Annotated in this window: 11 protein-coding genes; 10 read left to right on the plus strand and 1 reads right to left on the minus strand. The window is 69.6% G+C overall.

Annotation, left to right across the window (positions count from 1 at the left end):
* Nucleotides 1–132 precede the first annotated feature (132 nt).
* From AC2YG9_RS10560 to AC2YG9_RS10580, 5 genes are all read left to right on the plus strand, one after another.
* Complete coding sequence (locus AC2YG9_RS10560) at nucleotides 133–1,233, plus strand: dipeptidase (protein ID WP_487297927.1); 1,101 nt, start codon at nucleotides 133–135, stop codon at nucleotides 1,231–1,233.
* A gap of 27 nt (nucleotides 1,234–1,260) precedes the next feature.
* Nucleotides 1,261–2,691, plus strand: a complete 1,431-nt coding sequence (locus AC2YG9_RS10565; protein ID WP_487297928.1) for an alpha/beta hydrolase — start codon at nucleotides 1,261–1,263, stop codon at nucleotides 2,689–2,691.
* A 72-nt stretch (nucleotides 2,692–2,763) separates the two neighbouring features.
* A complete protein-coding gene (locus AC2YG9_RS10570; protein ID WP_487297929.1) occupies nucleotides 2,764–4,038 on the plus strand; it encodes a glutamate-5-semialdehyde dehydrogenase in 1,275 nt (424 codons plus the stop codon).
* The gene (locus tag AC2YG9_RS10575) at nucleotides 4,004–4,660 is read left to right on the plus strand and encodes a nicotinate-nucleotide adenylyltransferase (RefSeq protein WP_487297930.1); all 657 of its coding nucleotides are present in this window, start codon (nucleotides 4,004–4,006) and stop codon (nucleotides 4,658–4,660) included. Before AC2YG9_RS10570 ends, AC2YG9_RS10575 begins: the two co-directional genes overlap by 35 nt.
* Before the next feature lie 81 nt (nucleotides 4,661–4,741).
* A complete protein-coding gene (locus AC2YG9_RS10580) occupies nucleotides 4,742–5,290 on the plus strand; it encodes a YbjN domain-containing protein (RefSeq protein WP_487297931.1) in 549 nt (182 codons plus the stop codon).
* Here the strand turns inward: AC2YG9_RS10580 and AC2YG9_RS10585 are convergent.
* Nucleotides 5,287–7,812 (minus strand): ATP-binding protein, encoded by a 2,526-nt coding sequence (locus AC2YG9_RS10585; protein ID WP_487297932.1) that lies wholly within the window; start codon nucleotides 7,810–7,812, stop codon nucleotides 5,287–5,289. The genes AC2YG9_RS10580 and AC2YG9_RS10585 overlap by 4 nt on opposite strands.
* Before the next feature lie 137 nt (nucleotides 7,813–7,949).
* On the opposite strand from AC2YG9_RS10585, the gene rsfS reads away from it, so the two are divergent.
* The 5 genes from rsfS (at nucleotide 7,950) to AC2YG9_RS10610 (ending at nucleotide 12,711) form a co-directional block, all read left to right on the plus strand.
* Nucleotides 7,950–8,396, plus strand: coding sequence for a ribosome silencing factor (gene rsfS / locus AC2YG9_RS10590; protein ID WP_487297933.1), 447 nt, complete (start codon nucleotides 7,950–7,952; stop codon nucleotides 8,394–8,396).
* Nucleotides 8,393–8,857 (plus strand): 23S rRNA (pseudouridine(1915)-N(3))-methyltransferase RlmH, encoded by a 465-nt coding sequence (gene rlmH, locus AC2YG9_RS10595; RefSeq protein WP_487297991.1) that lies wholly within the window; start codon nucleotides 8,393–8,395, stop codon nucleotides 8,855–8,857. Before rsfS ends, rlmH begins: the two co-directional genes overlap by 4 nt.
* A 41-nt stretch (nucleotides 8,858–8,898) precedes the next feature.
* Nucleotides 8,899–9,942, plus strand: coding sequence for a murein hydrolase activator EnvC family protein (locus AC2YG9_RS10600; RefSeq protein WP_487297934.1), 1,044 nt, complete (start codon nucleotides 8,899–8,901; stop codon nucleotides 9,940–9,942).
* A gap of 84 nt (nucleotides 9,943–10,026) precedes the next feature.
* Nucleotides 10,027–11,394 (plus strand): S41 family peptidase, encoded by a 1,368-nt coding sequence (locus AC2YG9_RS10605; protein WP_487297935.1) that lies wholly within the window; start codon nucleotides 10,027–10,029, stop codon nucleotides 11,392–11,394.
* A 108-nt stretch (nucleotides 11,395–11,502) separates the two neighbouring features.
* A complete protein-coding gene (locus AC2YG9_RS10610; protein ID WP_487297936.1) occupies nucleotides 11,503–12,711 on the plus strand; it encodes a divergent polysaccharide deacetylase family protein in 1,209 nt (402 codons plus the stop codon).
* Nucleotides 12,712–12,721: the final 10 nt, after the last annotated feature.

Raw genomic sequence — 12,721 nt, forward strand, 5'->3', positions numbered from 1 at the left:
CGCGGGCACCTAAACGCCCTCACCTTGCGGCATTCAAGCGCTTGTTTGACGCATGAGGAAGGCACCTTTCCGCGAGTTCATTTGACCGGGGCAGGCCGCCACCTATCGTTCGCGGCGCTGAGGGACCCCAACATGAACCGACGATCGCTTCTGGCCGGCGTTGCCGCCTTCGCCGCCACGCCCGCCTTTGCGGCCGAGCGCGTCAGTCCGGAGGCCAGGCGGCTGTACAGGGACGCCATCGTCATCGACGGCAACCTGGTCGCCCCGCTCGATCCCAGCGGCCCGATGGATGCGGCCCTGTCGGCCCAGGTCCGGGCCTCGGGCCTGACCGCCTTCAAGATGACGCTGGGCGGACCGGGCAGCCAGACCCGGGCCGAGACCGCCGAGGAATGCGCCCTGCTCGACAAGGCGCTAGGCTTCAACAGCCACCTCTTCACCAAGGTCCGCAAGGCCGCCGACATCCGCGCCGCCAAGGACAGCGGCAAGATCGGCTTCATCGCCTCTTTCGAGGCCGGCGAGATGCTCGAGGGCCAGCTCGACGCCATCGACCAGTTCCGCGCCCTCGACGTGCTGATCATGGGCCTCAGCTACAACCTGACCACGCCGTTCGGCTCCGGCGTCATGTCGAAACAGTCGACCGGCCTGACCGATCTTGGCCGCCAGGCGGTCGAGCGGATGAACCGCCTCGGCGTCACCCTCGACATCAGCCACAGCGACGAGACCACGGGCCTGGCCGCCATCGCCGCCTCGACCAAACCGGTGTTGGTCACCCATGCCGGCAGCGGCGCCATCCGTCCGCACCCGCGCAACAAGTCCGACCGCTTCATCCGCACCCTGGCCGGGCGCGGCGGGGTCATCGGCATCTTCGATCTCAGCTACATCTCGGTGGCGCCGGAACAGCCTTCGCTGGCCGCCTACATGGGCCACCTGACCCACGCCCTGAACACCGCCGGTGAAGACCATGTCGGCATCGGCAGCGACACCATCCTGACCCCCTTCGACACTTCGCCCGAGATGATGAAGGCCTGGGACGCCGAGACCGCCCGCCGCAAGGCCAGCGGCGTCGCCGCGCCGGGCGAGGGTCCGCCTCCCTTCGTCACCGGCCTCAACCGCTCCGACCGCTGCGCCGTCATCGCCGACCAGCTCCTGAAGCGCGGCTATTCCGCCCGCGTCGCCGAGAAGGTGCTGGGCGCCAACTTCCACCGGGTATTCGCCGAGACCTGGACCGCCTAGTCTAGTCCGTCCTTTCCGGAGTCCCGAATGATCCGCCCCCTTCTTGCCGCCGCGCTCGCCTGCGCCGGTCTCGCCATCGCCGCCCCGGCCATGGCCGCCAAGCCGGTCTACAAGCCCGCCCCCTGCGTGGGTGACTTCGGCGCCGCCGCCAGCCGCGCCGCCTGCGGCATCCTCATCGTCGACGAGTCGCGCGGCGCCAAGAGCACGCGCCGGGTCGCCATCCCGGTGGTGGTCATCAAGGCCCAGAACCCCCGCGCCGGCCAGCCGCCGGTCTTCTACCTGCAGGGCGGACCGGGCGGCGCTGCCGCCGCCGGCGCCGGGCGCGTCGCCCGCTCGCCCCTGGCCAGGGACATGATCGCTGTCGACCAGGACTGGGTCTTCTTCGACGAGCGCGGTTCGGGCCAGGCCTCGCCCCTGCTCGACTGCGGCAACGTCGCCATGAACGATGCCGGACCGCTGACCGCCGCCGCCGGCGATACGCTGAAAGCCTGCGGCCAGCTGCACGCCGCCGCCGGGGTCGATCTCTCGCGCTACAACATCAAGGAAGTGGCCCTCGACGTTCAGGACCTGCGCCAGGCCCTTGGCTACAAGGAAATAGACCTGTTCGGCGCCAGCTACGGCACCAGCATCGCCATGGGCATCCTGCGCCATGCGCCGCAAGGCATCCGCGCCGTGGTCCTGGACAGCCCCTGGCCGCCCGAGGCCAGGTGGGCGCAAGGGGGCCCGCAGCTGATCAGCGACGCGGTGCATGTGGTGCTCGGCAAATGCGCCGCCGACCCCGAATGCCACAAGCGCTTCCCGACCGTGGAGGCCGACTTCGTCGCCCTGGCCGCGAAGTTCAACGCCGGCCCGGTGCAGGGCAAGGCCCGCGCCTATACCCGCGATGACCTGGCCGGCTTCCTGATGGACGCCGCCTATGACAGCTACGGCGCCCGCCATATGCCGATGGACCTGGCCAATTTCGTCAAGGGCGACTTCACAGCCCTCGAAGCCCACCGCGCCGAGCGCAGCCCCTATTTCGAAGGACAGCATCTGACCCACCTGTGCAAGGAGGAGTTCCCCTTCGAGGACCGGGCCAAGGTGGCCGAGGTCGGCGGCGACCCGATCGCCGCCCTCGCCGTGCCCTCGATGACCCGCTACTTCGAGGTCTGCGAGGCCTGGGCGGTCGGCCAGCCCGACCCCCTCGACGCCGGCCCGCAGTCAAGCAACGTGCCGACCCTGTTCATCGCCGCCGAGATCGACCCCGGCTGCCCGCCGAGCCTCGCCAAGGCCGCCGTCGCCCGCTTCAGCAAGGGCCAGCTGTTCATCGCTCCGAACGTCACCCACGGCGTCAGCTTTGGCAGCCCGTGCGCGCGGGGCATGATCCGCAGCTTCTTCCAGGACCCGACCAAGCCGGTCGACGGCAAATGCCTCGAGGCCGAGACGCCGAAGTTCGAGTTCGACTACAGCGAGAGCTGACCTAAGGGTCGGCTATCCACCCCGGGGCAAACCCGCTAATGCTCACCGCGAGCAAATCCGGATACGGAGCGGATGGACGACGCCGGCCAGACATTGCGGGGCAGGATGCTGGCCATGGGCCGGGCGGCGCGCGACGGCGCGCGCGCCCTGCGTCTGGCGTCGGCTGAGCAGCGCACGGCCGCGATCACCGCCATGGCCGCCGCCATCCGCGACGGGGCCGACTCGATCCTCGCCGCCAACGCCCGCGACCTGACCGCCGCCAAGGCCGCCGGGGTGTCGGGGCCGATGCTCGACCGGCTGATGCTGGATGAGGATCGGGTCGAGGATCTGGCCAAGGCCATTGAGACCGTCGCCGCTATCCCTGATCCGGTCGGGGCGGAAATCGCTCGCTGGACCCGGCCCAATGGCCTCGACATCGCCCGGGTGCGCACGCCCATCGGGGTGGTGGCGATGATCTACGAGAGCCGGCCGAACGTCACCGCCGACGCCGCCGCCCTTTGCGTGCGGGCCGGCAATGCCGTCATCCTGCGCGGCGGGAGTGAGTGCATCACCTCCAACCTGGCCATCCATGCCTGTGTCGCCACCGGCCTGCGGGCCGCTGGTCTGCCCGAGAGCGCTGTGCAGATCGTCCGCACCACCGACCGTGACGCCGTCGGCCAGCTGCTGACCGGCCTCGAGCGCCAGATCGACCTGATCATCCCGCGTGGCGGCAAGGGCCTGGTCGCCCGGGTGCAGGCCGAGGCGCGGGCGCCGGTTCTGGGCCATCTCGAGGGCCTCAACCACGTCTTCGTCCACGCCGGCGCCGACATCGGCAAGGCCACGCGGATTGTCGTCAACGCCAAGCTGCGCCGGGTCAGTGTCTGCGGCTCGGCCGAGACCCTGCTGATCGACAAGGCCGCCGCCGCCCGCCTGCTGCCGCCCATCGCCGACGCCCTGATCCGCGAGCGCTGCGAGCTGCGTGGCGATGCCGCCGCCCGGGCCATCGAGCCCGGCATGAAGGCCGCCACCACGGCCGACTGGACCACCGAATACCTGGCGCCGATCCTGGCTGTGGCCATCGTTGACGGGGTGGCCGGCGCCGCCCGTCACATCGCCGCCTACGGGTCGGGCCACACCGACGCCATAGTCACCGAGGACGAGGCGGCGGCCGAGCAATTCATCGCCGAGGTCGACAGCGCCATCGTGCTGGTCAACGCCTCGACACAGTTCGCCGACGGGGGAGAGTTCGGCTTTGGAGCCGAGATCGGCATCGCCACGGACCGGCTGCACGCCCGGGGACCAGTGGGCGCGGAACAATTGACGACATTCAAGTATGTGGTTCGCGGGTCCGGCCAGACACGCCCCTGAGGCCGGCCGCCCGGCCGCCCTCCGGACGGGTTTCGTCCTCAAGCCCGGAATGCGCGTGGGCCTCTACGGCGGCTCGTTCAACCCCGTGCACGAGGGGCATCTGCACGTCGCCCGCACGGCCATCACCCGGCTGGGTCTGGACCGCGTCGTCTGGCTGGTCTCGCCGCAGAATCCTCTGAAGAGTTCGAAGGACACGGCGCCGTTGAAGCAGCGCCTTGCCGAGGTCACGGCGGCCATCGGCGACTCGCGGATGATCGTCAGCGACATCGAGACACGGCTGGGCTCTCAGTACACCATCGACACCCTGCGTCTCTTGAAGGCCCGCTACCCCGGCGTCCATTTCGTCTGGATCATGGGCGCCGACAGCCTCAAGGACGTCCACCGCTGGCGCGGCTGGACCCAGCTGATGCGCGAGGTCCCAGTCGCTGTCGTCTCGCGCCCCTGGGCCTCGCTGAAAGCCCGGCTGTCGCCCGCCGCCAAGCGCTTCGCCCACTTCCGCCGCCCGGCCCGCGAGGCGCCGCTGCTGGCCACCATGAAGACGCCGGCCTGGGTCTATCTGCGGGGGCCGTTCAATTTCGCCTCCTCGACGGCCATGCGCGAGCGGATGCGGACCAAGTCTTGACTTGCAGAGCCGCCGCCGGTCCGGGCTATGGTGGGTCCACGGGGGCCGCGTCCGATGGCCCGGCCTTCTGGAGTTCAAGGGATGATCTGGCGTGCGCTGGCGATGACGGCAGTGGTGCTGGCGGCGACGCCGGCGATGGCGGCCGAGCTGCCCCGCGCGGGCAAGGCCCAGGTGCTCTATACGGTGACGCCCGAGCAGGTCGCCAAGGTGCTGCGCAAGGGCGGCTTCAAGACCAAGATCGTCGCCGACAAGCACAAGGAAGGCGAGAAGCCGAGCTGGACCATCGAGGCCCAGAACAAGACGCCCTTCTACATGGGCGCCGACGTTCGGGCCTGTGACGCCGACGGCTATCCGAAGGGCTGCCTGGGCGTCCGCTACTTCGCCTCGATGGAGCTGGAGAGCGGCAACCTGGCCCTCGCCCGCCGCACGGCCGATCGCTACAACCGCGACTACTACATCGGCAAGGCCTACGTCTCCGAGGACGGCAAGTCGCTGTATTTCGAGAACTACCTGATGCTCGACGGCGGCGTCACCGAGGACCACCTCGAGAAGAACCTCGATAACTTCCTGTCCGGCTACGACATCCTGATGGAGGTCTACGAAGAGCTGGACAAGGCCGTCGAGGCCTAGCCCGCCTCCGCCAGCTCAACCGGGGCCGGCTCCAGCGCCGCCGAGATCGCCGCCAGCAGGCTGTCGGCCCGCACCGGCTTGGACAGGTGGGCGTCGGCCCCCGCCGCCAGACTGGCCTGGACATGTTCGTCGAGCGCGTTGGCGGTCAGCATGATCACCGGCGTGCGAGGCAGGCCCTGGGCGCGCTCGCGTTCGCGCATGCGGGTGGTGGCGGTCAGACCGTCCATCTCGGGCATCTGCATGTCCATCAGGACGACGTCGTAGGACTGGACGCTGAGCCGCTCCAGGGCGGCGACGCCGGTCTCGACCACGTCCAGGCTGACGCCCGCCGCCTCGAGGATCAGACGGACAACCCGCTGGTTGGTCGGATGGTCCTCGGCCAGCAGCACATGGACGCCATCGACCTCGGCCTCGGGCGCGGCGGCCTCGCCGGCCACCACCGCCTCGGCGGGCTCCAGCGGCAGGGTGACCACGAAGGTCGAGCCTTCGCCCGGGTTGGAGGCCGCCTGGATGGTCCCGCCCATCAGCTCCGCCAGCGAGCGGCAGATGGCCAGGCCCAGGCCCGTGCCGCCGAAGCGGCGGGTGATCGAGGCGTCGGCCTGTTCGAAGCGGCGGAACAGGCGGGCGCCCGTCTCGCGGTCGAAGCCGATGCCGGTGTCGCTGACGCTGAAGGCCAGGCCGCGCTCGCGGCGGCCGACATGCAGGGTAATGCCGCCGTCGTGGGTGAACTTCACCGCGTTGGACAGCAGGTTGGAGAGGATCTGGGTGATGCGCACCGCATCGCCCTGCCAGGATCCGATGGCGGCTTCGTCGACCGACCAGTCGAGGTCCAGCCCCTTCATGGCCGCGGCCTCGGCATGCAGGGCGCCGATGCGGTTGACCAGGGTCTGGGCGTCGAACACCCCCCGCTCCAGGCGCAGTTCGCCAGCCTCGATCTTCGAGAAGTCGAGGATGTCGGTCAGCACCTGCTCCAGCAGCCGACCGGAGGAGGAGATCAGTTCGGCCAGCTCCTTGCCGCGCGCCGTGGTCTGCTCGCGGGCCAGGGTCTCGGACACCGCGACGACGCCGTTCAGCGGCGTGCGCAGCTCATGGCTCATGTTGGCCAGGAAGCGGGACTTCTCCTGGTTGGCCCTTTCGAGTTCGGCGGTGCGGGCGCGGACGCGGTTCTCCAGGTCGTCCATGACCAGGGTGGCCTCGTCGCGGGCCGCCTTGAGGGCGCGGGCCAGGACGCCGATCTCGTCGGGGCGGGCCTCAATGGCTTCCAGCTCGACCGATTCGGCGGCCGGGATGGGGCCTTGCGGGTCGCGCCGGCGGGTGTCGGCGAAATCGGCCAGCTGCTGCAGCGGCCGGCCGATGGCCTTGCGGACCATACCCATGACCAGCATCGCCTGCAGCGCGGCGGCGATCAGACCGAGGGCCAGGATCCAGGCGGCCGACTTGGCGGCGGCCATGGTCACGGCGCTGGCCGGATAGCGGATCAGGAAATACCAGTCGGGGCCGCGCAGCTGGCCATAGGCGATGATGTATTTGCCGTCCGCGCTGCGGACGACGCCGCGCGGGGCCTTCTGGGCCTTGATCTCGCCGATGAGGGTCTTGAGACCCATGTCCTTCTCATAGGCCGCCAGAGTGGCTTCCGGCGCCTTGCCGGGGGTGGCGAAGCCCGGATAGGCGATCAGGTCGCCGTTGCCGGTGGTGATCAGGTTGACCGCCCCGCGGCTGGTGTCGCGGATGGCCCGCATGAAGTAGCCCGACAGCTCGATCGACGAGCCGAAGGCGCCCATGTGCCGGCCCTCGACATCGACGGGCGTCATGCAGCCGGTGGCCAGCCGCTCGCCGGCGTCGTCCTGCAACAGCCGCTGCAAGCTGGTGCAGCGGATGCTCCGGGCCGGATTTGCGGCCATGGCGGTGATCTTGCTCATCTCCTCGCCAGAGATGTCGAGATTGGCCGGCGCCTCATGGCGGTAGAACATCAGCCTGTCGGGCCGGCCGGGCGCGAACATCACCAGCCGGGTGCCCGGGGTGAAGAAGTAGAAGTTGTCGTAGCGGGTGACCGCCGCCTCGCCGAAGCGCGGCGCCACCTGATAGGCGGCGACCAGCGCCTTCTTCTCGATCATCGGCACATGGGCGCCGTCCTTGATGAAGGCGCCGACGCCGTAGAGGTAGTCGCCATTCGGCAGCTTCTGGCCATCGAACGCGGCGTCACGGCTGCGCCGCGTGCCGTCGGCCTTCAGCGGGAAGAACTGGTCGAAGAGCGCGTTGGTCTCACGGTCGGAAAGCTGGTCCATGCGCAGCTTCATGGCCACGCCCGCGTCGCGGTGCAGGGTGGCGAGATCGGTGAAGCGCCGCTCTTCCTGATTGGCCCGCTGGGTGACGTAATCGCGCATATAGGCGATCTCGCGCCGCTCCAGCTCCTGCTGGAAGGCGACGAAGGCCGCTCCGAACGCGATCAGGGTGACCGCGATCGACAACAGGCCGACGCTGATCAGGAACCGGCGCGAAATGGACGTCGTTCTGGCGTTCATCAGACGCCTGTCCTAGCAGCCCGAGTGTTTAGATTTGGTTTGACCGGAGCGAGTGAAGGGCCAGTCCTGCAACCGGTTTTGGGTCAGTCGGGCCGAGGGGTCGAATCACTGGCCTGACGGATCGCGTAAAACCTGCTATGGCTGCTTTTTGTAGCGAGAGAACAAGGAGCACTCCGCTGAACCGCGAGTTGGCGCCCCAGGCGCAGGAAGCCGTCATCCCGGCCTCCACCGAGGAGCCCCGTCCGGGCTCGCTCGAAGAGCTGATCCTGTCCAGGCTGGACGACGATAAGGCTCAAGAGATTGTCCTCATCGACCTGAAGGGCAAAAGCCCGATGGCGGATTCCATGATCGTGGCGTCCGGCCGTTCGCACCGCCATGTCGGCGCGCTGGCCGATCACGTGCTGCGCACGCTGAAGGACAACGGCCACGGCCGCGCCCGGGTCGAAGGCCTGCCGCACTGTGACTGGGTGCTGATCGACGCCGGTGACGTCGTGGTCCACCTGTTCCGTCCGGAAGTCCGCACCTTCTACAACATCGAGAAGATCTGGTCGGTCGATTCCAACCACATCAAGGCGGCCAACTGAAGGTCACCCTGCTGACGGTCGGGCGGCTGGGGCGAGACCCGGCGGCCGCCCTGGCCGCTGACTACGCCCAGCGCGCGACGGCCAGTGGCCGGGCGCTGGGTCTGGGTCCGGTCGAGATCCTCGAGGTCGAGGCCCGCAAACCCGGCAAGGCCGCCGAGGCCGAAGTCCTGATCCCCCACCTCAAGGACGCCCACGTCATAGCCTGCGACGAGCACGGCAAGGCCTGGACCAGCCGCGCCTTCGCCGGCCGGGTCGAGACCCTGCGCGACGGTGGGACGCGGCGGCTGGTCCTGATCATCGGCGGGGCGGACGGGCTGGACCCGGGCATCCTCCAGGCCGCCAACGAAACCCTCGCCTTCGGCCCCCAGACCTGGCCCCACGCCATGGCCCGGATGATGCTGGCCGAACAGGTCTATCGGGCGGTGACCATCCTGGCCGGCAGCCCGTATCACCGCGACTAAAGCTCACCCGGCGGACGAAGAATTCGCTATACAGGAAGCGAATGCGCCCCCTCGCCCTAGCCACCATTCTCGGACTCTCCGCCCTGGCCGCCGCCAGCGTGGCGCAGGAGCCGGCCGACGCGCCCTCCGCCCGTGCGATGCTGATCATCGGCCCGGGCAGCCCCGAGAGCCAGGACGCCGCCCGCCAGGAGATCGCCGCCCTGCGCGAAGAGCTGCGCCGCATCGCCTCCAGCCAGGCCCAGGGCGGCCGCGACGTCGACGCCGCCCGTGAGCGCCTGTCTCTGCTCAACGCTCGCGAGACGGCCCTGACCGCGCAGATGGGCCGCGAGCGCTCGCGCCTCGGCAGCCTTCTGGCGGCGCTCACCCTGTTCCGCCGCGACCCGCCGCCGGCCCTGCTTGTCCGGCCTGACGACGCCCGCGACGCCGTGCGCGCCGCCATCCTGATGCGGGCCATGACCCCCGAGCTCGAACGCCGGGCCAAGGGCTACGCCAACGAGGCCCGGGAAATCTCCAACCTGCGCCGCCAGGCGGCCGGGGCCAGCGCCAGCCTGTTCACCGCCGAAAGCCACCTGGCCGGCCGGCGTGGCGACCTCGAACGGCTGCTCGCCCAGCAACAGGACATCGAGGCCCGCTATCCCAACACCGCCAGGGCCGCGGGCCGCGAGCTGGGCTCGCCGGGGACCCTGGTCGACAGCTTCCCCCGCCGGGCCTCGGGCGAGGGCCCAGGGCAACTGCGCCGCCCGGTCGCCGGCCAGGTGGTGCGCGGTTATTCGGCGCCGAGCTCGCCGGGCCTGTGGCTGCGTGCGCCGTCGGGCGGCGAGGTGGTCAGTCCGGTTCAAGGGCGGGTTGAATTCGCTGGGCCGGTGACCGGCTGGGGGGTCATTCTGATCCTCAGGACCTCGACCGGCTTCCATCTGGTGCTGGCGGGTCTCGACCAGGCCACCGTCGCCGCCGGAACCCCGGTAACGGCGGGCCAGCCGGTGGGACGCATGGCCGCAAGTGCGCCGGGGAGCTCGGAGCTGTATCTTGAGCTCCGGCGCGATGGGGCCCCGATGGATCCGGCTCGCTGGCTGTCGGCGCGTTAAGAGATATATTCCCGTTTGTCGGGGATAGTTTTGTTGCGTATCGCGGCCCTCAAGGCGCCGCATTGGAGCCCTTTAAGGTTGGTCATGTTCAAGAAGCATCTTCTGATCGGCGCCTGCGCCTTCGCCCTCGGCGCCGGAACCATGGCCTACATCAGCCAGCAGGCCCAGGCGACGGCCCGGCCCAAGTCCGAGACCTACCGGATGCTGGAAGTCTTCGGCAACGTGCTGGAGATGACCGAGAAGCAGTACGTCGTCGAGGTCGATGAGAAGAAGCTGATCGAGGCGGCCATGGAGGGCATGCTCTCGTCGCTCGATCCGCACTCGGGCTACCTGAACGGGGACGCCTTTACCGACATGCAGGAGACCACCCGCGGCGAATACGGCGGGCTGGGCATCGAGATCACCAGCGAGGACGGGGTCGTCAAGATCGTCTCGCCGATGGACAACACCCCCGCCGACCGCGCCGGCCTGAAGCCCGGCGACTTCATCACCGCCGTCAACGGCGAGAGCGTGCTGGGCATGCCGGTGAGCGAAGCGGTCAAGCAGATGCGCGGCAAGCCAGGTGAGAAGGTCGTACTGTCGATCGCCCGCGAGAAGTCCGATCCCTTCGACGTGACGCTCGTCCGTGAAGTGATCAAGCAGAAGGTCGTCACCTCCCGCATGGAGGGCGAGTACGGCTACGTCCGTCTGTCGAGCTTCAACGAGAACGCCACCGAGGAAACGGTGGCGGCGATCAAGGCCCTGCAGAAGGCCAACCCGAAGATGAAGGGCCTGGTCTTCGACCTGCGCCGCAATCCGGGCGGTCTGCTCGACCAGGCGGTCGGCGTGGCCGACATCTTCCTCGACGGCGGCGAGGTGGTCAGCCAGCGCGGCCGGGACCCGAAGGACATCGAGCGCTACAACGCCCAGGCCGGCGACCTGCTCAACGGCCTGCCGGTCGTGGTGCTGGTCGACAACGGCTCGGCCAGCGCCGCCGAGATCGTCGCCGGCGCCCTGCAGGACCGCAAGCGGGCCGAACTGGTCGGCCTGACCAGCTTCGGCAAGGGCTCGGTGCAGTCGGTCATCGCCCTGCCCGGCCAGGGCGACGGGGCGGTCAAGCTGACCACCGCGCGCTACTACACGCCGGCCGGCCGCTCGATTCAGAAGACCGGCATCGAGCCGGACCTCGAGGTCGCCGCCACCCGCGAGCAGGCCGAACTGATCGCCAACCGCTCCTTCCAGTTCAGCGAAGCCTCCCTGCGCAACTCGCTGAACGCCGAAGAGGGCAAGGTGCGCCGCGAGGCTCACACCCCGGCCGAGGCCCCGCCGCTGACTTTCGACGAGAAGAAGGACTTCCAGCTGGCCCGCGCCATCGAGGTCCTGAAATTCGGCTCGGTCCAGGCCACGCCCAAGCTGCCGGCGCCCGCGCCGAAGGTGGCTTCGGTCGCTCCGAAGCCGACACCCAAGAAATAGAGCGAAGCGCCCCTCTCCCGCTTGTCGGGAGAGGGAAATTCCATGGTTCATTAACCATACCCGGGCATCTTCGGCGGACCCTTCAAGTAGCCCCGGCGCCGTCCGCCCATGTTCTCGCGCAAGCCGCAGATTCCGCACACCCCGCCCGCCCCGACCGTCAGCCGTGGCGGACAGGCGCGGGCCATCGCGCTGCGGGTGGCGGCCAATCCATGGCTCAGCGCCGGCGGGGCGGGACTGCTGTTCCTGCTGACCCTGATCACCCTGATCATGGTGATGGGCGACGCCAAGGCCGGCGCCCCGGTCGTGCGCCTGTCGCTCGCCCATGCGGCCCAGGCCGGCTCCGACGTCCCCGGCTGGAAGGAAGCCCTCGCCGACGAGAGCGAGAGCCCGACCATCACCACCGACGAGATGACCCTGTCGGACGAGCCCATCGATCTGGCCGACAACGGCATGATCGGCGGCTCGGCCGTCATCACCCTGCCCGAGGGCGGCCGTCTCGAAGGCGTCGGCGGCCCGATGATCGCCACCGGCGGCGGCTCGGCCCTGCCCCAGGCGCCGATCGCCGGCCTGACCGCGCCCGGCCCCGGCGGCGCCCTGCTGCCGGTCATCGGCGGCAACGGCCAGAAGCCCTGGCAGGCCTACGCCCGCCCCTTCACGCCCAACGGCAAGCCCAAGGTGGCCCTGATCGTCGGCGGCATGGGGCTGAACCCCGCCTACACCCGCCGCGCCATTGAACTGCTGCCGCCCGAGGTCACCCTGTCCTTCGCGCCGTATGCCGAGGGCCTGCAGGGCTGGATCGACCTGGCCCGCGCCCACGGTCACGAGGTGCTCCTGGAAACCCCGATGGAGCCGACCGACTACCCGCAGAACGACCCCGGCCCCTACACCCTGCTGGCCGGCGGCGCGCCGGGCGAGATCGCCAAGAAGACCGAGTGGGTGCTGTCGCGCGCCAGCGGCTATTTCGGCCTGACCAACTACCAGGGCGGCCGCTTCCTGGCCTCTGGGCCGGCGATGAACAGCTTTACGGGCGTGCTCAAGCAGCGCGGCGTCGCCTTCATCGACGACGGCCTGGGCGCCCGAAAGGGCATGGGCCCGCCGCGCGCCACCGCCGACCGCATCGTCGACGGCGACCTGTCGGCCGAAGCCATCGCCCGCCAGTTCTCCGCCCTCGAGGCCGCCGCCCGCTCCAACGGCCAGGCCCTGGGCTCGGGCTTCGCCTATCCGGTGACGCTGGAAAGCGCCGCCGTCTGGACCCGCTCGCTGGAAAGCCGCGGATTTCAGCTCGCACCGGCATCTGCGCTGCTCTCCGGACGCTAGGCGAAGTGTT

This window comes from Caulobacter sp. SRI_014, from assembly GCF_057586315.1.

What these genes read in the sequence shown, in the direction of transcription:
- AC2YG9_RS10560 (WP_487297927.1), top strand. Translation starts at nt 133, where the DNA reads ATGAACCGACGATCGCTTCTGGCCGGCGTTGCCGCCTTCGCCGCCACG.
- AC2YG9_RS10565 (WP_487297928.1), top strand. Translation starts at nt 1,261, where the DNA reads ATGATCCGCCCCCTTCTTGCCGCCGCGCTCGCCTGCGCCGGTCTCGCC.
- AC2YG9_RS10570 (WP_487297929.1), top strand. Translation starts at nt 2,764, where the DNA reads ATGGACGACGCCGGCCAGACATTGCGGGGCAGGATGCTGGCCATGGGC.
- AC2YG9_RS10575 (WP_487297930.1), top strand. Translation starts at nt 4,004, where the DNA reads ATGTGGTTCGCGGGTCCGGCCAGACACGCCCCTGAGGCCGGCCGCCCG.
- AC2YG9_RS10580 (WP_487297931.1), top strand. Translation starts at nt 4,742, where the DNA reads ATGATCTGGCGTGCGCTGGCGATGACGGCAGTGGTGCTGGCGGCGACG.
- AC2YG9_RS10585 (WP_487297932.1), bottom strand. Translation starts at nt 7,812, where the DNA reads ATGAACGCCAGAACGACGTCCATTTCGCGCCGGTTCCTGATCAGCGTC.
- rsfS (WP_487297933.1), top strand. Translation starts at nt 7,950, where the DNA reads ATGGCTGCTTTTTGTAGCGAGAGAACAAGGAGCACTCCGCTGAACCGC.
- AC2YG9_RS10600 (WP_487297934.1), top strand. Translation starts at nt 8,899, where the DNA reads ATGCGCCCCCTCGCCCTAGCCACCATTCTCGGACTCTCCGCCCTGGCC.
- AC2YG9_RS10605 (WP_487297935.1), top strand. Translation starts at nt 10,027, where the DNA reads ATGTTCAAGAAGCATCTTCTGATCGGCGCCTGCGCCTTCGCCCTCGGC.
- AC2YG9_RS10610 (WP_487297936.1), top strand. Translation starts at nt 11,503, where the DNA reads ATGTTCTCGCGCAAGCCGCAGATTCCGCACACCCCGCCCGCCCCGACC.